Origin of the sequence: Azospirillum sp. TSO35-2 (genome assembly GCF_003116095.1) — a bacterium.
In the GTDB taxonomy this organism is placed as follows: Bacteria; Pseudomonadota; Alphaproteobacteria; order Azospirillales; family Azospirillaceae; genus Azospirillum.
Window position 1 is genome coordinate 498879 of sequence record NZ_LGRA01000021.1, and the last position, 20383, is coordinate 519261.

A 20383-nucleotide genomic window follows, 5' to 3' on the forward strand; every position below is an offset into this window, starting at 1 on the left:
TGGCTATAACCCGGGCCTCTGCGGAGGGGTGGCCGAGTGGTTGAAGGCGCACGCCTGGAAAGTGTGTATACGTCAAAAGCGTATCGAGGGTTCGAATCCCTCTCCCTCCGCCACTAACTTTCAGCCCTGCTAAGCGGTTGATTTCTCTGGAAAGTTGGCAGAGGAAAACAACCCGGTAGGGTACACGGATGGGGCACACGTTTGCCCCTCCGTTTCGTCCCCAGCAGACGGTAAGAGCTTCCGATCTGACCCTCTGCGGTGACGTGTTCGCAAAGCCCCCTAGAGACTCGATAGAGCGGCCATTTCCAGCGCCGCTACCCTGGTAGCTTCGCATCTTCCAAATCCCGCCAGAGCGCCGCCTATGGGCTTTTGAGAGGCGATGCGCCCCGGATGCTGTAACGGGTTCCTGTTTCCCGAACCGCGGTAGGCCCGTTTTCGTTCAATGATTGCTGGCCTATATTGCCTATAATCTCTGTAGGGAATTAAGGTGGTGGCCCATTGCGCGATGTGCAACTTTCAGTGCTTCCGACGTCCAAGGTCCACGCAACAGGCTGAACCCCAGATCGCAACCGATCAATCGGCCCTGCCTGCCCCAATTCCTCCAAACACGGTCGAGAAACGGCTATTGGCCTATAGCTACCAACGCCTACAGCATGGTCCGCGTTGATTGTGGATGTACCATTGGTACAGAAAGGGCCAAAGCCTCTAGGGTTTCCAAGGGGTCCAGCCAATTTTCCACTATCAATTAAAACTCATCCAGGCCATCCGAAGGCGGGGGAGGCACCCAAGGTCCAGCGGCTTTCACGGCACCGATAGCGGCCTCCAGCTCCGCGATGAGAACGCCCCGTGCTTCCTCGCTGGTAAGGCCCCGTGCCGCTGCAACCACTTGGTCAAGAGCCTTCGTGGCGAGTCCAAGGTAGTGGGCTTCACTGTCAATTTCTTTCAAACCGCCCTTGCCCTTGAAGTCTTCTGGCCCTCCCATGCGCTTCGCAATGTCCGGGTAGTCCTGCACCATCCACCGCCGTACAGTGTTGAAGCTGGTTCCAGTGCCAAGTTCTTCCGCAATTTCTCGGTACGTCTTCAGCTTTCCCCGGCCTTTGAGGTGCTTTCTTGCACGGATGTAGGCCCGGAACACGTTCTTAACTTCCTTGCCCTTCAGCGGCAACCCATGGGCCACATTCGCCTGTGCCGCCATCCATTCCGCGTCCGCCCTGGTGATGCCCTCGATGACGATTGCCGGTGCCATGGGGCTGCCGATGCTTTCCAGCGCGGCCAGCCGGTGCCAGCCGTCCACCACAAGCGGGACGCCCTCCACCACAGCGACCTTCACCGGGGCCATGTCCACGCCTGCCTTGTATTTCCCGGCATAGGCCCGGATCGTCGCCTCATCCAGCTTTGCCCGGACCTGTAGGGCGTCGTCACGGACCAGTTCGGCAATCGCCACAGTCCGCACCGCCTCGTTCACCGCCTCATCCATCGCCATTTTCATCCCGCTCAGTAGTCCAACAGCCGCTTGACCTGTGCGGCGCTGAAGGGCTTGCCCGTGGCTGTCGTATGCCCCAGGGCGGCCAGCTCGCCAGCGATTTCCCGAAGACTCCGCACCTTCCCCGTCTTGGGGTTCTTCCGGCTCAGGCGCTTCGCCTCGCGGACCAGCTCCGGGTTGGTGTCATCGTAGCCCTTACGCCCCTCCACACGCTTGCCGGCGCTGGCCGCAGCCCGGTCCCGTGCCCCTTTCAGTTTGGCGACCAAGTTCGCCTTCTCAAACTCTGCAACTGCCCCCAGGATTTGCCGAACCATCTTGGCTGTGGGGGTGTCTCCGGTGAAGGCGTCGGGATCGTCTGCTGCGATGAGTGTGAACCCCTGTCCGGTCAACAGCGCATAGCCCGTTTCCTGCACAATCAGGTCACGCGCGAACCGGCTGGCGTTTTCCACTACCACCGTCTTAACGCCGCTTTCTGTCGCCCAGGCCAGCAGGTCCGTAAAGCCTTTCCTCTGGTCAATGGGGTCCGCCCCAGACACCGCCGCATCGTAAAACTCGGCTGCGATTTCCAAGTCACTGCGAGCTGCATAAGCCTGAATGGCTTCTCGTTGCCGCTGGTCGCTGTCGCCCCCGACATTGGCCGCTGAACTGGTCCGAAGATAAGCTATTGCCGGGGTCTTCATTGCCGCATTCTCCAACAAATCCGCCCAGCATTTTCAATGCTTGCGGCGTGTTTTTTGTTCCTAATTCCTGAGAAAAAGGTACGGCAGGCCGTGGGTTACGGTCAATCGGAAATCGCAGGCTCGCGTTAACAGGGGCCTTCGCCAGCCCGATGCCCCGACCCGCTGGAAGCCAAAGCGCACTAGGTGAGGGGAATAACTGGCTGCCTCACTCGCTCGGTTGTAGGTGACATTCCTTGGAGGTAATCTCATAGGGAATGGTCGATGAGATTGAAAGGGCGCAGCATGGCAAGCAAAACGGGATATAAGAAACCCAGAACACCAGCCCAGCAAGCCGCGGACTTCAGAAGATCGAAATATTACAAACGCGGCTACACGAGCATGGCGGAGGTTGAAGTCGCTAAAAGAAGGGCATCTAATTGGGGCTTCATTGCACAGCTAGTTGATGCCTTGTTTAAGTTTTTCCGATGACGATTTGATTTCGTAGCTATATGACAGACACAGGTGCTGGCGCAGCAATGCTTTAGAAACAATGGCTTAGCGCTAAAACGCCTCCCCCCGCCTATGCCACTAGATATTGATTCAAATCCGGTGCGCCTTTCGGTAGAATGCCGGCCTCGCGGAGGTCGGTCGTGGACAACGAACGCTTTTACAAAATCTGCCGGGACTTCGACCTCAGTATCCACACTGATGCCGACGAGCTGACGCATCGTTTCACAGACGACGTCCAGGCCCGCGCCTTTCTGGAAGCCCTCGTCTGGCCCGACCAACCGTTCTGTCCGCACTGCGGCTCCGTTCGCGTCTACCGTTTCCGCCCGGTCAAGACGACCCGCGGCGGCGAAGCCCGCGCCCCGCGCGTTGGCCTTTTCGAGTGCGGGGATTGTGCCGCGCAGTTCTCCGCGACGACTCACACCCCGCTTCACGGGACGAAACTCCCCCTGCTGAAGTGGATAAAGGCGCTCTTCTACCTACTCAGCAGCAGCAAGGGCGTCTCGTCCGTCGTCCTGGCCCGCCATCTCGGCGTGACTCAGCCAACGGCCTGGAAGATGGCACACGCCATCCGTGAACTTCTCGACCATCGGCACGAGGCCGAGCCGGTTCTGGACGGCGAGGTCGAGATCGACACGAAGCGGATTGGCGGAGAGCCGCGCAAAGACGCCTACACGAAATACGTGTGGAATCCACGCGGCAAGGGGTCGGACAAGTCGATCGTTCTGGTTATGGCCGACCGGGACGGACGGGTCCGAACCAGTGTCGTTTCCGGTGAGTCGGCTGCCGAGTTGGCGCCAGCCATCAAGGCGGTTGTGAAGCCAGAAGCGCACCTGATGACCGACGGGGACAAGGCCCTCGCCGTCGTTGGACAGGACTTCGAAGGACACTCCAGCGTCAATCACGGAGCCGAAGAGTACGCCCGGGTCGAACGGAAGGACGGAAAGCCTCCGCGTAGACGGCGTCGCAATGGAAAGTTGCGGGACGACGAGCGAAACGTTCACGTCAATCACGCCGAGGGCTTTTCGGCTCTTCTCGAACGCAGCCGTTTCGGCGTCTACCATAGGTTTAGCCGCGTTCACATGAGTCGGTATCTCGACGAAGCCGCCTGGCTGTGGAGCGCGGCTTCGTCCGGAACCCTGACGACCGCTGAAGGACATTCACAGGGCGAAGTTCAGGCCGAACCGTTCGTTCTCCAGTTGATGACGTTGATGCCGCGGGCGTTCGGCCGGCAGGTCCGCTGGTCGGCGAAGGGCGGCCTGTTCTGGCCCCCGCCACTTCGGGCGGAAGATCCCCCAGCGCCGTCGCGGGCCCTGATGCTGGCTCGGGCGAAAGAGAAGAACGGCGCTGGACATGACCTCCCCCGGAAGGACCGTCCCGCCGGAATTTCTTCGAGGGGCTCTCGCCCTCTGCCCGCCCCCGTCCGGCTTCGGGCGACGTCTCCGCCGTTTCGACCGCTGCCGCCCGGCCGCCCGCCGCCGGATTTCACAGACGAAGAGATAGACGGCCTCTTCTGACGCCGCCGCGCCGACGGCCAGTGGCCAGTCGCGCCCGAGGTCCGTCTGGCCTACCTAAAAGTTGTCGACTCCTTCAGCGCCGATTGCCAACCGGCTCTTCATGATCTCACTTACCCACTACATATGGGGGTGTGTAGTCAACAATCCGCTTTCAAACCTGTGTCTGTCATATAGCTACGAAAAAATATTTCCAGAGCAGTTGGATGCTGTATTTCAGAGGCTAGGTATTTGTATCCTAGGTCTCAGGAGGCTGCTCGGCCAAATACTCTTTCTTCCCGTTACGGGAAAGAGGCGTTTCCGATGCATACAGATTTTGTTTTGCGCCCCAGACCCGCGAAATACATTCTATTAGTGTGCCCAATCCCCCGTGATGCAAGAACTATAATTTATGAAAGTTTTGTGCTGTGGGACGAATTCTACGAAAAAGCGGCCAGAAGTTTATTCCTAGTTCAAGGAGGGAAATCCTCTTTCGTGTCGCGTCTTGTCGAAAGGGAAGGGGCGCAGAAGCTGATAAGGTATAATCCGGCTATTATGCGTCCTCTTAATCACGAGGCTATTGATATGGAGAACCACCTTCATAATGATATAGGACAACGTATATTCGTAGATTGGTCTTGTTCTGGAGCCGCTATAATTGACAACTGGAGATGTTTGCATGGTAGAGAAGCTCTAGCGAATGGGTCCGATAATGGTCTGTGGAGAATAGCTATGGGGGAGAGATAAGGTGTGGAGTAGCCAGAAGTACTTTACAAAGGGGCAGCTTTATTGGGAGCATGCTACAAAATATGAGCGTGGATCTGAGCAATTTCTCCTTAATGTCGCGTTTTGTTGTGAGTTTGTTGTTCGAGGCGCCATCACGCATGTTAATCCAGCTCTTAACGCCGCGAATGACAGCGACAGTATCCTTTACGCCAGTGGTATTGCTCCCCAGAGTCCGCCTCGCACAATCGATCTCCGTTATGCTCTTGATCGTCTGCAACGGATTGCTCCTGAAATAACTAAAAGCGAATTGGAGAAAGTCGCAGTATTAATCGAGGCGCGTAATACAGAGCTTCATGGAGATACATCGGAGATCTCTGGCATATCTGCTAAAGAGATAATGCCAAGCATATACGCGTTCTTGATCAAGGCGTGTAAGGTTAGCAGTCAAGAAATATCTATTCTGATTGGTGCGGAAGAAGCTAAACAAGCAGAGGAAGTTGCGAAAGCTATCTCTAACGATAGGAACGCACGCGTTAGAGATTGGATTAGGATACATAAGGATAGGTTCTTCTCCCTTGCCCCTGATTTGCAGAAAGAAAAAAGAGAAAAATCAAAAGTAAATTATGAAACCGCAGTTCTGGCTAGCGGTCGTCACGTGAAGGTAGAAAAGTGTCCGTCTTGTGCGGAACTGGGGCTTCTTATGGGGGTTCCGGTTGGAGAAAGTTCTCCTATGCTGAGAGGTCAGGAGATAGTAAAAGAGGTGCGGGTATCTCCAATATCATTCGTCTGTAAATGTTGTGATCTGAACATAAAGGGCCTCGATGAGCTGATGTCTGCCAAATTTTCACATGAGTATTATGCGTTGAATGAAATAGATCCCATTGAACATTTCTCCATTGACCCTATGGATTACATTGATGTTGAGGAGGTTGCCAGGGAGTATGGAAGTGATATGTATGATTATCAGGATGAATGATGTAGACATCAAAAATGTTTTGCCGGTCAATATTAATTGTATCACCGAAATATCTCATATGTAAGCATCTGTCTGATGTCGTGCGCCTGCAAGCCGTGAACCGGTCTGCCGCCGCTTGACGCGCGCGTCACGTCTCCATACGCTTCCGCACCGTCAATGCCGCTGATTCGCGGGTTGAACAGGGCTGGCAAGAACAAGAATGAGGGCCGCTCACCGCAAGCGGCCCTCTCGTCCGCTCATAGGATCCGCTCACAGGGGAGGGAGGAGCATGGCCGGCGCCAAGTTCCTGAAGTTCGACACGCAGAGCCTGCACGCGGGGCAACGGCCCGATCCGGCGACCGGGGCGCGGGCGGTTCCGATCCATCTCACCTCCTCCTACGTCTTCTCCGACGTCGATCAGGCGGCGGCGCTGTTCAACCTGGAACGGCCCGGGCACATCTATTCGCGCATCTCCAACCCCACCGTCGCGGTGCTGGAGGAGCGGCTGGCGACGCTGGAGGGCGGGGTGGGCGCCGTCTGCACCGCCAGCGGACAGGCGGCGCTGACGCTCGCCATCATGACGCTGATGGGGGCGGGCGGGCACATCGTCGCCTCGTCGTCGATCTATGGCGGCAGCCGCAACCTTCTGGCCTACACGCTGCCGCGCTTCGGCATCACCACCAGCTTCGTCCACCCGCGCGACCTCGACGGCCTCCGCGCGGCGATCCGCCCGGAAACCCGGCTTGTCTTCGGCGAGGTGCTGGGCAACCCGGGGCTGGAGGTGCTCGACGTCCCGAAGGTCGCCGCCATCGCCCACGAGGCCGGCGTCCCGCTGCTGATCGATTCGACCTTCACCACCCCCTATCTCTGCCGTCCGTTCGAGCATGGCGCCGATCTGGTCATGCATTCCTGCACCAAATGGCTGGGCGGCCACGGCACCGCCATCGGCGGCGTGGTGATCGACGGCGGCCGCTTCGACTGGGAGGCGTCGGGCAAGTTCCCGACCCTCACCGAACCCTACGCCGGCTATCACGGCATCGACTTCGCCGAGGAATACGGCCCGGCCGCCTTCATCATGCGCGCCCGGGCCGAGGGCCTGCGCGACTTCGGCGCCTGCATGAGCCCGATGAACGCCTTCCAGATCCTGCAGGGCGTGGAAACCCTGCCGCTGCGGATGAAGGGCCACATCCACAACACCCGCAAGGTCGTCGGCTTCCTGGAAGGGGAGCTGTATTCGGACAAGGGCGGCAAGCCGGGTGCCGCCGCCGGGGCCGTCGCCTGGGTGTCCTATCCGGAGCTGGTCGACCACCCCGACCACGCCCTGGCGTCCCGGCTGCTGCCGCGCGGCGCCGGCTCCATCATCTCCTTCGGCATCCGCGGCACCGGCGAGGGCGGCAGCCGTGAGGCCGGCCGCCGCTTCATCGAGGCGCTGACCCTGTTCTCCCACCTCGCCAACGTCGGCGACGCCAAGTCGCTGGTCATCCATCCCGCCAGCACCACCCACGCCCAGCTCGACGCCGAGGCGCTGGCCGCGTCCGGGGTGGGGGAGGACATGATCCGCCTGTCCATCGGGCTGGAGGATTGCGACGACCTGATCGACGACCTGAAGCAGGCGCTGCGCGCCGCCACCAAGGGCTGAGGCCGCATCATGCTGCTGACCGTCAACGGCACCCCCGTCTTTGTCCACACCGGCGGCCGGGACGTCGACCTCTCGCGCCCAGCCGTGGTCCTGATCCACGGCGCCGGCATGGACCACAGCGTGTGGAGCCTGCAAAGCCGCTATCTCGCCCACCATGGCCGCTCGGTGCTGGCGGTGGATCTGCCCGGGCACGGCCGCTCCGGCGGGGCGCCGCTCGACAGCATCGCGGCGATGGCCGACTGGGTGGCCGCGCTGCTGGACGCCGCCGGGCTGGAGCGGGCGGCGCTGATCGGCCACTCGATGGGCGCGCTGGTCGCGCTCGACACCGCCGCCCGGCACGGCTCGCGCGTCGAAGCGGTCGCCCTGCTCGGGGTGGCGGAGCGGATGCCGGTCCATCCCGACCTGCTGGCCGCGGCGCGCGACGGCGACCCGTCGGCCATCGAGATGGTGATCGGCTGGGGCCACGGTCCGCGCGGCCATGGCGGCGGGCAGGGCGGCGGCTGCCCGACCCCCGGGCTGGCGCTGATCCCCGGTGGGCGGCGCCTGATGGCGGCGGTCAAGCCGGGGGTGCTGGGCGTCGATCTGGCCGCCTGCAACGACTATGGCAACGGCGCCGATGCGGCCCGGGCGCTGGCCTGCCCGGCGCTGTTCCTGCTGGGCGCGCTCGACAAGATGACGCCGGCGAAGGCCGGACGGGCGCTGGCGGCCCGCGCCGCGTCGGCGCAGGTTGTCGTGGTGCCGCAGACCGGCCATATGGTGATGACCGAGGCGCCCGACGCCACCCTGGACGCTCTGGCGGCGTTCCTGTCCTTGCGCCGGGGTTGACGGACCCTGCCAGGATCTGACCCAGGGTAATCCCCGAGTGGCGCGGCACGCACCATTCGTGGTGGGCTGCCGGCCGTCGCGGTTTGGAAGGGGCCGTCCGGCTGCAGCGCGTGTGGCGCCGCCCGGAGCGTCCCGGGCAACGCGTCGTCTCGCCGAAAGGGCCAGCCCGTGCCGATGAACGAGCAGTCGATCCGCGCCCTGTTCCGCAACGCCCGCGAGGTGGTTGCGGTGCTGGCGGCGGATGGCCGCGTGCTGCAGATCAGCGAGGCGGCGGCGGAGGTGCTCGGCCACCGGCCCGCGGCGCTGACCGGTGCGCCGCTCGACCGCCACATCCATCCCGACGATCTGGCCGAGGCACACCGCCGCCTTCAGGCGCGGATCGCCGCCCCGGCCGGCAGTTCCGGCACCGCCGTGTTCCGGTTCCGGCACGCCGACGGTGGCTGGCGCTGGCTGGAGGCGACCACACGCAACCATCTGGCCGATCCCGCCATCGGCGGGCTGGCGCTGAACATCCGCGACGTCAGCGACCGCATGGCGATGTCGGAGCGGCTGCGCGCCAGCGAGGCGCGTTATCAGACGCTGGCCGAATCGGCGCCGGTCGGCATCCTGCAGACCGATCCGGCCGGCCGGGTGCTGTTCGCCAACGCCCATGTCGGCGCCATCACCGGCCTGCCGCTGGACCGGCTGCTCGGCGACGGCTGGCTCGACGCCGTGCATCCCGACCACCGTGCCCGGGTGGAGGAGGACTGGCGGCGCGACCTGCCCGGCGGTGCCGGGGCGCCGCCGTTGCTGCTGAACGTCCCGATCGCGGACGACCGCGACGTGGCGGGTGGCGACCGGCCGGTGCTGTGCCGGCGTGTCCGGCTGGAGGACGGCAGCGGCTTCATCGCGACCATCACCGACATGAGCGAATATGCGCGCACCGCCCGCGCGCTGCTGCTGTCGGAGGCGCGCAACAACGCCATCCTCGACACCGTCGCCGACGCGATCCTGACCGTCGATGATCGTGGCGTCCTGCTCGGCTTCAACCGCGCGGCGGAGGCGATGTTCGGCGTGGCCGCGGCCGAGCTGCTGTGGCGGCCGCTCGACCGCCTGATCCCGCTGGACCGGCTGCGCGAGACCGGTGGCGTCCGGCTGGCGTTCGCGCCCGGCCAGACCACCGCGCTGATCGCCCGCGACCGCGCCGGGGAGGCCGAGCGCGCCGACGGCACCCGCTTTCCGGTCGAGCTGTCGGTCAGCGCCAGCGAGGTGGAGGGGCGGCGGCTCTACACCGCCATCGTCCGCGACGTCACCGAACGCCGGCGGGCCGAAGCCGAGCTGCTGGCGGCCAAGGAGGCGGCGGAGGCCGCCGACCGCGCCAAGTCGGTCTTCGTCGCCACCATGAGCCACGAGTTGCGCACCCCGCTGAACGCGGTGATCGGCTTCGCCCAGCTGATGGAGATGCGGATCGGCCTGCCGGGCGAGGTGGACCGGCTGCGCGCCTGCGTCGGCTCGATCCGCCACGCCGGTGAACAGCTTCTGACCATCATCGACGACATCCTGGACATGACCAGGGTCGAGGCCGGCGGGCTGTCGCTGGTCGAGCGGCCCGTCGATCTGGCGGAACTGGCGGCGCAAACCGTGGCGCAGTTGGAATTCCAGGCGGGCCGGACGCCGGTGACGGTGGAACTGCAGGCCGACGGCGACCTGCCGCCGCTGCGGGGCGACGAGCGGCGGCTGCGCCAGGCGCTGTGCAACCTGCTGTCCAACGCGATCAAGTTCAGCCATCCGCAGGGCACCGTCACCCTGTCGCTGGCGCAGGCGACGGACGGCTGGGTGGAGCTGGTGGTGCGCGACCACGGCATCGGCATGCGGCCGGAGGACGTCGCGACCGCCCTGACCCCCTTCGTCCAGATCGACCAGTCGATCAACCGGCGGTACGAGGGCATCGGCCTGGGGCTGCCGCTCGCCCTCCGGCTGGTGGAAGCCCATGGCGGCACGCTGGCGCTCGACAGCCGGCCGGGGCAGGGCTGCACCGCGACCGTCCGCCTGCCGCCGTGGCGCGTCATGACCGTCGAGGAGATGCTGGCCGCGCTGGGCTGATCTGTCCAACCGCGCGCATCTGTGCCAGAAGCTGTTGACGGGATGCGACGGCTTCGGAAGGGCAGGTGGGTGATGACGGGTCAGGGAAAAGTCCAGGATGCGGTGGTGCTGGTCAGCGGCGGGCTCGATTCGACGACGGTGGTCGCCATTGCCCAGGCCGAAGGCTATCGGGTCAACGCGCTGAGCTTTCGCTATGGCCAGCGCCATTCGGTGGAGCTGGAGGCCGCAAGACGGGTGGTCGCGGCGATGGGGGTGGATCGGCACGTCGTCGCCGACATCGACCTGCGCGCCTTCGGCGGCTCGGCCCTGACCGACGCCATCGACGTGCCGAAGCACGACAGCGCCGCCGCCTTGGGGGACGGCATTCCGGTCACCTACGTGCCGGCGCGCAACACGGTGTTCCTGTCCTTCGCGCTGGCCTGGGCGGAGACGCTGGGGGCGTCCGACCTGTTCATCGGCGTCAACGCCCTGGATTATTCCGGTTATCCCGATTGCCGGCCCGAATACATCGCGGCGTTCGAGACGCTGGCGAACCTCGCCACCAAGGCGGGGGTCGAGGGAACCAGCCGGTTCCGCATCCACGCGCCGCTGATGGCGCTGGACAAGGCGGCGATCATCCGCCGCGGGCTGGAGCTGGGGGTGGATTACAGCCTCACCCACTCCTGCTACGACCCGACGCCGGAGGGGCTGTCCTGCGGCGCCTGCGACAGCTGCCTGCTGCGGCTGAAAGGCTTTTCCGAAGCCGGAACGACCGACCCTATTCATTACGCTGGCGGAAAGAGCGCCTGAGCGGCGGGAACGTTTCGTCTCCGGTCATCCCGATCCTCCTCTCTCCGCATTTGCGTGTTGCGCCGGATAGTATGCCCGTTTCTCGGGAATGAGTGCACCGGTAGCCTGGATATTCGCTGCTGTATGGTGCTTTGCGGTAATTTTCTGACGCGTAAGCGGATGGAACGCGCTCGACGGCGACGGGTGTGTGGGTAATAATGCAACCAACGGATTCAGGGCCTCGGCTGCGCTGAAGCCGGGACCCTGCACGCCCGATCATACCGGTGGGGCGCCCGGCCGTGCGCGTGGCGCCGCGCCGTGTTGCCCTGGGGGCCGTCGCCCGCCTGAGAGAAAATTGGACACACCGCCTCCAATGACACACACCCGGACACCGCCGCGGCGGAGATCCCCTCGCCTGAGGTCGCCGCAGGATCTGGTCGCCGGCCTGCTGCTGAGCGCCATCGCGCTGGGTGGGCTCTGGCTGGCGCGCGATTGGGCCGCCGGATCGCTGGCCCTGATGCAGGCCGGCTTCTTTCCGCGGCTGATCTGCGCTCTGCTGCTGGCGATGGGGCTGGCGACGATGCTGCGCGGCCTGACCGCCGACGGGCCGCCGGCGCAGGGCTGGGCATGGCGGCCGTCGGTCGCGATCACCGTGGCGGTGGTGGCCTTCGCCGCGCTGCTCGACCGGCTGGGGCTGGTGCTGGCCATCCTCGCCCTGATCGGCATCGGCGGGCTGGCCGGCCGGCCGTTGCGCCCCGGCCCCCTGACCGCGCTGTGGGCGACGCTGGCCACCGGCTGCATCGCCATCTTCTCCTGGGGGCTGGGCTTGCCGCTTCAGATCTGGCCATGATCGACATCTTCGCCAACCTGTGGCTTGGGCTCGGGGTGTCGGTCGAGCCGATGAACCTGGTCTATTGCTTCCTCGGCGCGCTGATCGGCACCCTGATCGGAGTTCTGCCGGGCATCGGGCCGACGGCGACCGTGGCCCTGCTGCTGCCCATCACCTTCTACCTGCCGCCGGTCGGTGCCCTGATCATGCTGGCCGGCATCTTCTACGGCGCCCAGTATGGTGGCTCGACCACGGCGATCCTGGTCAAGCTGCCGGGAGAGTCCTCCTCGGTGATGACCTGCCTGGACGGCAACGCGATGGCGCGCCAGGGTCGCGGCGGGGTGGCGCTGGCCACCGCGGCGCTGGCCTCGCTGTTCGCCGGCGTCGTCACCACGCTGGTGATCGCGGTTGCCGGCCCGCCGCTGGCCGGCGTCGCGCTAGCCTTCGGCCCGGCGGAGTATGTCGCGCTGATGCTGGTCGGCCTGATCGGCGCGGTGATCCTGGCCCACGGGTCGGTGATCAAGGCGGTGGCGATGATCCTGATCGGCCTGCTGCTGTCGATGGTCGGCACCGACATCAACTCCGGCCAGATGCGCTTCACCTTCGACATCCCGCAGCTCTATGACGGGCTGGATTTCGTGCCGCTGGCGATGGGGCTGTTCGGCTTGGCCGACATCATCGTTAACCTGGAGGAGACGGAGGGCCGCGGTGTCGAACCGGCGCCGATCCACCGGCTGTGGCCGACCCTGCAGGACTTCAGGGACGCCTGGCCGGCCGCCCTGCGCGGCACGGTGCTGGGCGCCTTCCTGGGCATCCTGCCGGGCGGCGGTGCGACGCTCAGCGCCTTTTCCTCCTACGCGCTGGAAAAGAAGATGGCGCGCGACCCGGCGAGCTTCGGCAAGGGCGCCATCCAGGGCGTCGCCGGACCGGAGGCGGCGAACAACGCCGGTGCCCAGGCCAGCTTCATCCCGATGCTCAGCCTCGGCATCCCCTCGAACGCGGTGATGGCGCTGATGGTCGGCGCGATGATGATCCACGGCATCACCCCCGGGCCGCAGATCATGACCAAGCAGCCGGAGCTGTTCTGGGGTATGATCGCCAGCATGCTGATCGGCAACGTCATGCTGGTCGTGCTGAACCTGCCGTTGATCGGGCTGTGGGTGCGGCTGCTGCGCGTGCCCTACGCCTACCTGTTCCCGGCCATCCTGGTCTTCTGCTGCATCGGCACCTACAGCCTGAAGAACGACCCCTTCGACGTCCTGCTGATGGCCGGTTTTGGCGTGTTCGGCTATGCGCTGAAGAAGCTGGACTGCGAGCCGGCGCCGCTGCTGCTGGGGTTCGTGCTGGGCCCGATGCTGGAGGAGAATCTCAGCCGCGCCATGCTGCTGTCGCAGGGAGACCTGACGGTCTTCGTCACCCGGCCGATCAGCGCCGGGTTGATGGCGGTGGCCGTCGGCCTGCTGGCGCTGATCCTGCTGCCGACCTTCCGCCGCCAACGCGAGGTGGCGTTCAGGGACTGAACGGGCGCGGCCAGGCTTCCGCCGCGCCTCGCACCGCGCGTGACGAATCCTGCGACGGGCCGCCGCAGGATTCCCGTCTTGCCCAACAAGATAAAATTTTATATAAAAGCGCTACGAATTGACGCCAATGCCGGCAAGGGGACCCATCATGGCCGCCACCGCGTGGATCGGACAACGCCTGACCACCCGCACCGGACGTCTTGCCGTCGCGCGCGAGCATCGGCGGGCCAACGTTCGCAAGCGCGCCTGGTCGCGCGATGTCGCCCGGCTGATGCTGGTCGCCTCGGTCCTGGCGCTCGGTGTGCTGGCGGTGGAGATCAGCCGCAAGGCGGTCACCATCCTTGGTCACAGCGCCGCCCAGAACTCGGTCGAGATCACCGGCTGACCAGCCCGTCGCGGAACCGTTACGGCAGCACCACCACATAGCGCTTGGTCGTGGTCGTCACCACCGTCCAGCGGCCCTGGAAGCCGGGCTCGATCACGAAGCGGTCGCCCGCCTTCAGCGTCCAGGAGCGGCCGTCGTCATGGGCGACGACGCTCTCGCCTTCCAGAATCTCGCAATACTCCCACTCGTCGTAGGCGATCCGCCAAGCCCCGGGCGTCGACCGCCATGTCCCGGCGAAGCGCTTGCCATCGGCCGACTCATAGCCGTTCCAGGTGGTGAAGACCGGCGCGCCTGCGAGGATGCGGTCGGCGGCCGGGCCGCCGGTTTCCGGTTCGATGCCGCTGGGGTCGGCGAGGGGGGCGAGGGCCGGGATCGGGGGCGTCATGGCTTCACCTCACCACGCCGCCAGCAGCGGCGGCAGGTCCAGCACCGAATCGATCCGGCGGTAATGGTCGTCGGGCACGTCGGCGTCCTCGTGCGCCCAGGTGATGGCGTAGGGGACATGGACCGCGTGGGCGCCGATGGCCAGCACCGGCAGGATGTCGGAACGCACCGAGTTGCCGACCATGACGAAGCGCTCCGGATCGACGGCGTGCCGCTCCAGAACCCGCTTGTAGGTCGCCGGGTCCTTTTCGCTGACGATCTCCACCGCGTCGAAATGGCCGGCGAGGCCGGAACGGGCGATCTTGCTCTCCTGGTCGAACAGGTCGCCCTTGGTGATCAGGACCAGGCGGTAGCGGTAGGCCAGCGCCTCCACCACGTCGGCGACGCCGGGCAGCAGTTCGACCGGATGCTCCAGCATCGCCTTGCCGAAATCGATCAGGCTTTGCAGGTCGCGGGCCGGGACATGGCCGTCGGTGACGGAGATCGCCGTCTCGATCATCGACAGCACGAAGCCCTTGATGCCGTAGCCGTAGACGCGGAGGTTCGCCCGTTCGGCCTCCAGCAGGCGGCGGTCGATGTCGGTCGGGTCGGCGACGTGCGCAAGCAGGGTGCGGAACCGCTCCTGCGTCATCGAGAACAGCGACTCGTTGTGCCAGAGCGTGTCGTCGCCGTCGAAGCCGATGGTGTCGATCATGAGCGTGCCAACCCGTGTGCCATATTCGTCCGTAAGTAAAACAATACATGACCCAAGATGGGTCGACTTGTCCAGGGGGCAGCGTTCATTGTCCGTAAGGCTGACGGTAAGTATCCGGAATGACGCTTTTGCCACAGGTCGGTGACATTGCGTGGCGAGTTCTTCGCTGCCTGCAAAGCGGGCATGTTGCCGCAAGGGGTGGCAACATGGCTGAGAAGAGCGTAATTATCTTTCCACAGACAGAGGAAGCGATCGCCGACCGGCGGGCCCCTCATAAACAAGACATCTGGGAATCATCACCATGGCCACCCTTCTGCATTCGGCCGACGCCGGCCGCAGCACCTCGTCTTTCGCCCACGTGATCGAGGCGGCGTCCAACATGCTGGGCCTGTGGCGCCAGCGCATCGTCACCCGCCGCGAACTGGGCTATCTCGACGACCGTATGCTCCAGGACATCGGCTTCAGCCGTCTGGACGCCGATCGCGAAATGTCGAAGCCGTTCTGGCGCGAATGAGCGCCTCTACGCCGGCCGGCGAACACATCGAAAAAGGCCGCCCCCGTTGATCGGGAGCGGCCTTTTTCTTTGCCCATAACTCGGCACCGCCCAAAAAACGGGCTGCCTGAAAAAGCGTCGGCTCAAAACGAAACAGCCCGCCGGCCGGGATGAAACGGCGGGCGGGCTGGTGCTGTCGGGAGCGGGGGCCGAAACCCCCGTGCTCCTCAGATGCAGTAGTGGTGCAGCGGCTCGAAGCCGTTGAAGCAGACGGCCGAATAGGTCGTCGTGTAGGCGCCGGTGGCGTGGATGCGCACGCGGTCGCCGGCCTTCAGCCCCATCGGCATGCGGTAATCGGCCCGCTCGTACAGCACGTCGGCGCTGTCGCAGGTCGGACCGGCCAGGATCACCGCCTCGCGGTCGTCGGCGGGGTCATCGCCCAGCACCTCGATCGGGTACTGGATCGCCTCGTCCATCGTCTCGGCGAGACCGCCGAACTTGCCGATGTCGAGGTAGACCCAGCGCTTGGGATCGTTGGCCGACTTGCGCGACACCAGGACCACTTCGCTCTCGATCACGCCGGCGCTGCCGACCATGCCGCGGCCGGGCTCGACGATGGTTTCCGGCAGGTGGTTGCCGAAATGGTTGCGCAGCGAGTCGAAGATCGCCTGGCCGTAGGCCGTGCATTCCGGCACGTCGGTGCGGTAGCGGGTCGGGAAGCCGCCGCCGAGGTTGATCATGCCCAGATCGACGCCCAGCACCTCAAGCTCGCGGAACAGCTGCGCCACCTGGAAGATGGCGTGGTCCCACTGCATCAGGTCCTTCTGCTGCGAGCCGACATGGAACGACACGCCATAAGGCTGGACGTCCATGTCGCGGGCCTTCAGCAGCAGCTCGCGCGCCATCGGCAGATCGCAGCCGAACTTGCGCGACAGCGGCCACTCGGCGCCCTCGCCCGAGGTCAGGATGCGGCAGAAGACGCGGGCGCCGGGGGCGGCGCGCTCGATCTTCTCCAACTCCGGCTCGCTGTCGAAGGCGAACAGGCGCACGCCCAGTTCGAAGGCGCGGCGGATGTCGCTTTCCTTCTTGATGGTGTTGCCGAAGGAAATGCGGTCCGGGGTGGCGCCGGCGGCCAGCGCCATCTGGATTTCCGGGACCGAGGCGCAGTCGAAGGCCGAGCCGAGGCGGGCCAGCAGGCTGAGGATTTCCGCGGCCGGGTTCGCCTTCACCGCATAAAAGATGCGGGCGTCGGGCAGGGCATCGTGCAGATCGTTGTAGTTCTGCTCGACGACGTCCAGATCGATGACGAGGCACGGGGTCTGCGGGCGCTGCTCTTCGAAAAAGCGCGCAATCTTCTGGGTCATCTCAGTCTCCTGGGACGCAAGATGATGGAACGGAAAGGTGAAGTCGGGGGGACGGAGCGGCCCGGCGCTCGACCGATCAGCAGGAATAGACGCTGATCAGGCGCTCAGGCCGCCAATACTGGATTGCCCCGTACAGAACCCTGTTCTGTTCGTATTACCCAGAATGGTCAAATTTCGGAGACGGGTGAGCACGCGCCCACCCACAACAACATCAACCATCGTAACCTCCAAGTCGCCGCCTTGTTTAAGGGACGGTCGGGGATCACGCGTTACGTCGTTGCATAACCACATCTCGGAGACGCCGAGGGGCGGGCCAGCGGCACGTGCGCTTGCGAGTTCGCGTTACATAGATCCAACGCGTCCGAATGCAAAGTGAAAAATGCCGCCGGTCCCAAAAAAGTGGCAGGTCTGGGGGCGCTGTAAAAAACCGGAGTGATTTCATGGGCTTGACTACGGTTCTGACGACGGGCGAAATCGGGCTCCGCTTGTTGGCCGCGGCCCTGTGCGGGGCGCTGCTGGGGCTGGACCGCGAGATGCGGGGAAAGGCGGCGGGGCTGCGCACCCACACGCTGATCGCCGTCAGTTCCGCCGTCACCACGCTGGTGGCGCTGGAGTTCTTCGTCGACCTGCAAGCGCCCGAGGGCAAGGGGTCCAGCGATCCGGTGCGCGTCATCCAGGGGGTGGCGCAGGCGGTCGGCTTCATCAGCGCCGGGGTGATGTTCCGCTCCGGCGACAGCGTGCATGGGGCGACCACCGCCGCGGTGATCTGGGTGGCCGGTGCCCTCGGCATCGCCTGCGGCGCCGGTTACTACCTGTTGGCCGGGATGGCGCTCGGCCTGTGCCTGCTCGTGACCATCCTGTTCACGGTCCTGATGCGCCTGTTTCCGGCGGGGCGCGGCAAGCGGGAGGACGACTCGGACACCGACGGCCGGGAGAGCGCCCGGTGGGCGCGGGAGCGGCGGCGGGCGGGCGGCGGGCGGATCAGGCGGATCGCCCGCTCCTCGCCGCGGGGATGACCAGCAGCCGGTGCGACAACAGGGCGCCCAGCGCCACCAGCCCGATGGTGCCCATCATCGGCAGCGCGCTGCCGTCGTTCAGGTGGCCGACGACGATGCCGATCGCCGCGGCGATGGCCATCTGCGCGAAGCCCAGCAGGGAGGAGGCCAGACCGGCCATGGTCGGGTAGGGGCCGACGGCGTTGGCCGTCGCGTTGGGCAGGGTCAGCCCGGTTCCCAGGATGAACAGGAAGACCGGCACGACGATGGCCAGCAGGTGCGGCACCCCGGCCAGCGCCAGCCCGGCGCCGAGCCCGCCGCCGCCCAGCGACACCAGCGTGCCGATGCGGATCATCCGGGCGCCGCCCAGCCGCGGCGTCAGCCGCCCGGCCAGGAAGGTGCCCAGCATGTAGCCCAGCACGACCGCGCCGAAGCTGGCGCCATACTGCGCCGGCGTCAGGTGCAGCCGGCCGATCAGCACGAAGGACGAGCCGGAGATGAAGGAGAAGATGCCGCTGTAGGAAAAGGCCACCACCAGCACATAGCCGATGAAGCCGCGGTTGCGCATCAGCATCAGGTAGTTGCCGGCCAGCCGGCCGGGGCGCAGCGCCTCTTCGTCGCGGTGGATGTTGGTCTCGCCCAGCATGCCCCACACCGCGGCCAGGATGCCGCAGGCGAACAGGGTCAGCAGCACGAAGTTGGCCCGCCAGCCGAACCATTCGGTCAGTACGCCGCCCAGCATCGGCCCGACCGCCGGGGCCAGTGCCATCGCCATCGACATGTAGGCCAGCACGGTCGCCGCCCGCTCGCGCCCGAAGACGTCGCGCACCACCGCCCGCGCCACCACCGGACCGCAGCAGGCGCCGAGCGCCTGGAAGAAGCGGGCGACGATCAGCGCGTCGATGCTGGGAGTCATGGCGCAGACCGCGCTGGCGGCCAGATAGATGGTCACCCCCACCAGCAGCGTCGGCCGCCGGCCGAAGCGGTCGGACATCGGGCCATAGACCAGCTGCGACACCGCGAAGCCGACCAGGAAGACCGACAGGGTGAGCTGCACGGTGGCGACGTCGGTGTCGAACACCCGCACCAGGGCCGGCAGCGACGGCAGATAGAGATCGGTGGACAGCGGGCCGAAGGCGACCAGGGCGGTCAGCAGGATGCGGATCGGCAGGGAATCGGGGCGCGGCATCGGAACTCGGCAGACGGGCCTCGGGCAAGGCGGGGAGCGGAAACGCGGCCGTACTGTATCAGATGAAACGAAGTCCGCCACCCGCCCGATCGGTGACGCGCCCGATCGGAAGCCCGTCATGCCGGCCCGGATCAGTTCTTCGCCGGCAGCACCATGCGGATGCAGCGGGACAGCACCGTGTTGCCGGTCATCTCGCGGTAGTTCTGGATGATGATCGGCTCCGCCGCCTTGCATTGCTCCAGGCTGGCGAACTCCAGCGTGGTCGGACCGCCTTGGTTCAGCATGAACAGCAGCATCAGCACGCGTTCCATCGCACCAATCCTCCCTTCGGGTCAGTCTTGCGGGTGTCCGTCGGCGGCCAGCGTGGCACGGGCGGCGGCGGCGTCCTGGACGATCTGGTCCTTCAGCGCGTCGAAGCTGGGGAACTTCATCTCGGGCCGCAGGAAATCGATCATCTGCACCCGCAGGTGCAGGTCGTACAGATCGAGGTCGACGTCGAACAGGTGGGCCTCCAGCCGGGCCACCGTGCCGTCGACGGTCGGCCGGGCGCCCAGGTTGGCGACGCCGGGCAGCCAGACGGTCTTGCCGCCGCGGTCGATCCCGGCCCGCACCGCGTAGACGCCGAAGGCCGGGCGCAGATATTCCCCCAGCTCGATGTTGGCGGTGGGGAAGCCGATGGTGCGGCCGCGCTGGTCGCCATGGACCACCCGGCCCTCGATCTCCCACGGGTGGCCCAGCACATAGGCGGCCTCGCGCGGGCGGCCGGCGCTCAGCGCGTCGCGCACGCGGGTGGAGGAATAGACGCCGCCGCGGTCGTCGGACACCGGCCCGACCTCGGTCACGCCGAAGCCGTGGGCGCGTCCGGCCTGCAGCAGGAAGGCGGGGTCGCCGGCGCGCCTGTGCCCGAACAGGAAGTCATAGCCGCAGACGACGTGCCGCACGCCCAGGCCGCGCAGCAGGACATCCTCGACGAAGGCCTGGGCGGTCTTGTGCCGCAGCTCGTCGTCGAAATGGCAGACGATCAGCTGGTCGACGCCCAGCGCTTCGACATGGCGGGTCTTGACGCGGAAGGGCGTCAGGCGGAAGGGCGGATCGTCGGGGCGGAAGACGCTGCGCGGGTGCGGTTCGAAGGTCAGCACCGCGGACGGGGCGGCCATCTCCGCGGCGATGCGCTGGGCGGTGCCGATGACCGTCTGATGCCCGCGGTGCACGCCGTCGAAATTGCCGAGCGCCACGACGGCGCCCCGCTCGTCGGCCGGCAGGTCGGCGGTGTGTCTGTACAGTCGCATGCGCGCCCCGATGCTGTGGGCGGGTCCGGACAGGCTCCGGCTCCGCTGGCTAGGGCGTCTATATAGACCGCCGCCGGCGCGGGGTAAACGCGCCGGCGGCGTTT

Annotated in this window: 19 protein-coding genes and 1 tRNA gene; 12 read left to right on the forward strand and 8 right to left on the reverse strand. The window is 65.4% G+C overall.

The annotated features are described in order from the left end of the window. The first annotated feature begins 22 nt into the window (after nt 1-22). Nucleotides 23-113: transfer RNA gene (locus tag TSO352_RS18465), tRNA-Ser, on the forward strand. A 632-nt stretch (nt 114-745) separates the two neighbouring features. Here TSO352_RS18465 and TSO352_RS18470 read toward each other — a convergent pair. Together TSO352_RS18470 and TSO352_RS18475 are read right to left on the reverse strand one after the other, a co-directional pair. Then, nucleotides 746-1477, reverse strand: a complete 732-nt coding sequence (locus TSO352_RS18470) for a hypothetical protein (RefSeq protein ID WP_146210772.1) — start codon at nt 1475-1477, stop codon at nt 746-748. 17 nt (nt 1478-1494) lie between these two features. Further along, nucleotides 1495-2163 (reverse strand): recombinase family protein, encoded by a 669-nt coding sequence (locus tag TSO352_RS18475; RefSeq protein ID WP_109108757.1) that lies wholly within the window; start codon nt 2161-2163, stop codon nt 1495-1497. Between the two features lie 629 nt (nt 2164-2792). Between TSO352_RS18475 and TSO352_RS18480 the strand changes: the two genes are divergently transcribed. From TSO352_RS18480 to TSO352_RS18520, 9 genes are all read left to right on the forward strand, one after another. Then, a complete protein-coding gene (locus TSO352_RS18480) occupies nt 2793-4166 on the forward strand; it encodes an IS1595 family transposase (protein WP_158284548.1) in 1374 nt (457 codons plus the stop codon). Between the two features lie 724 nt (nt 4167-4890). Next, nucleotides 4891-5844 carry a hypothetical protein gene (locus TSO352_RS18485; protein ID WP_109108758.1) on the forward strand — a complete coding sequence of 318 codons (954 nt, stop codon included), beginning with the start codon at nt 4891-4893 and terminating at the stop codon, nt 5842-5844. Between the two features lie 268 nt (nt 5845-6112). Continuing rightward, nucleotides 6113-7462 carry an O-acetylhomoserine aminocarboxypropyltransferase gene (locus TSO352_RS18490; RefSeq protein ID WP_109108759.1) on the forward strand — a complete coding sequence of 450 codons (1350 nt, stop codon included), beginning with the start codon at nt 6113-6115 and terminating at the stop codon, nt 7460-7462. Between the two features lie 9 nt (nt 7463-7471). Next, nucleotides 7472-8287: an alpha/beta hydrolase gene (locus tag TSO352_RS18495; RefSeq protein WP_109108760.1), complete on the forward strand. Its 816-nt coding sequence runs from the start codon at nt 7472-7474 to the stop codon at nt 8285-8287. A gap of 174 nt (nt 8288-8461) precedes the next feature. Continuing rightward, a complete protein-coding gene (locus TSO352_RS18500) occupies nt 8462-10369 on the forward strand; it encodes a PAS domain-containing sensor histidine kinase (protein ID WP_109108761.1) in 1908 nt (635 codons plus the stop codon). A gap of 72 nt (nt 10370-10441) precedes the next feature. After that, entirely contained in the window at nt 10442-11158 is a 717-nt protein-coding gene (gene queC, locus TSO352_RS18505) for a 7-cyano-7-deazaguanine synthase QueC (RefSeq protein ID WP_109108762.1), read from the forward strand. Nucleotides 11159-11510: 352 nt separating this feature from the next. Next, on the forward strand, nt 11511-11987 hold the full coding sequence (locus TSO352_RS18510; protein WP_109108763.1) for a tripartite tricarboxylate transporter TctB family protein: 477 nt from the start codon (nt 11511-11513) through the stop codon (nt 11985-11987). After that, nucleotides 11984-13486, forward strand: a complete 1503-nt coding sequence (locus tag TSO352_RS18515) for a tripartite tricarboxylate transporter permease (protein WP_109108764.1) — start codon at nt 11984-11986, stop codon at nt 13484-13486. Before TSO352_RS18510 ends, TSO352_RS18515 begins: the two co-directional genes overlap by 4 nt. A gap of 148 nt (nt 13487-13634) precedes the next feature. Beyond that, the gene (locus TSO352_RS18520; protein ID WP_109108765.1) at nt 13635-13871 is read left to right on the forward strand and encodes a hypothetical protein; all 237 of its coding nucleotides are present in this window, start codon (nt 13635-13637) and stop codon (nt 13869-13871) included. Between the two features lie 19 nt (nt 13872-13890). On the opposite strand, the gene TSO352_RS18525 is transcribed toward TSO352_RS18520, so the two are convergent. Together TSO352_RS18525 and TSO352_RS18530 are read right to left on the reverse strand one after the other, a co-directional pair. Next, on the reverse strand, nt 13891-14256 hold the full coding sequence (locus TSO352_RS18525) for a cupin domain-containing protein (RefSeq protein ID WP_109108766.1): 366 nt from the start codon (nt 14254-14256) through the stop codon (nt 13891-13893). Between the two features lie 9 nt (nt 14257-14265). Beyond that, entirely contained in the window at nt 14266-14949 is a 684-nt protein-coding gene (locus TSO352_RS18530) for an HAD family hydrolase (protein ID WP_109108767.1), read from the reverse strand. Between the two features lie 301 nt (nt 14950-15250). On the opposite strand from TSO352_RS18530, the gene TSO352_RS33560 reads away from it, so the two are divergent. After that, nucleotides 15251-15463 carry a DUF1127 domain-containing protein gene (locus TSO352_RS33560; RefSeq protein ID WP_199231651.1) on the forward strand — a complete coding sequence of 71 codons (213 nt, stop codon included), beginning with the start codon at nt 15251-15253 and terminating at the stop codon, nt 15461-15463. Nucleotides 15464-15669: 206 nt separating this feature from the next. Here the strand turns inward: TSO352_RS33560 and TSO352_RS18540 are convergent, their stop codons facing one another. After that, nucleotides 15670-16806 (reverse strand): type III PLP-dependent enzyme, encoded by a 1137-nt coding sequence (locus TSO352_RS18540; protein WP_109108768.1) that lies wholly within the window; start codon nt 16804-16806, stop codon nt 15670-15672. A gap of 485 nt (nt 16807-17291) precedes the next feature. Between TSO352_RS18540 and TSO352_RS18545 the strand changes: the two genes are divergently transcribed. Next, the gene (locus tag TSO352_RS18545; RefSeq protein WP_247872243.1) at nt 17292-17822 is read left to right on the forward strand and encodes an MgtC/SapB family protein; all 531 of its coding nucleotides are present in this window, start codon (nt 17292-17294) and stop codon (nt 17820-17822) included. On the opposite strand, the gene TSO352_RS18550 is transcribed toward TSO352_RS18545, so the two are convergent. The 3 genes from TSO352_RS18550 to TSO352_RS18560 all read right to left on the reverse strand — a co-directional run bounded on the left by TSO352_RS18550 (nt 17788) and on the right by TSO352_RS18560 (nt 20279). Beyond that, nucleotides 17788-18990, reverse strand: a complete 1203-nt coding sequence (locus TSO352_RS18550; RefSeq protein WP_109108770.1) for a multidrug effflux MFS transporter — start codon at nt 18988-18990, stop codon at nt 17788-17790. The two genes, TSO352_RS18545 and TSO352_RS18550, sit on opposite strands and share 35 nt — an antisense overlap. A 131-nt stretch (nt 18991-19121) precedes the next feature. Beyond that, nucleotides 19122-19301: a hypothetical protein gene (locus tag TSO352_RS18555; RefSeq protein ID WP_109108771.1), complete on the reverse strand. Its 180-nt coding sequence runs from the start codon at nt 19299-19301 to the stop codon at nt 19122-19124. Nucleotides 19302-19322: 21 nt separating this feature from the next. Beyond that, nucleotides 19323-20279 carry a bifunctional riboflavin kinase/FAD synthetase gene (locus TSO352_RS18560; protein ID WP_109108772.1) on the reverse strand — a complete coding sequence of 319 codons (957 nt, stop codon included), beginning with the start codon at nt 20277-20279 and terminating at the stop codon, nt 19323-19325. Nucleotides 20280-20383: the final 104 nt, after the last annotated feature.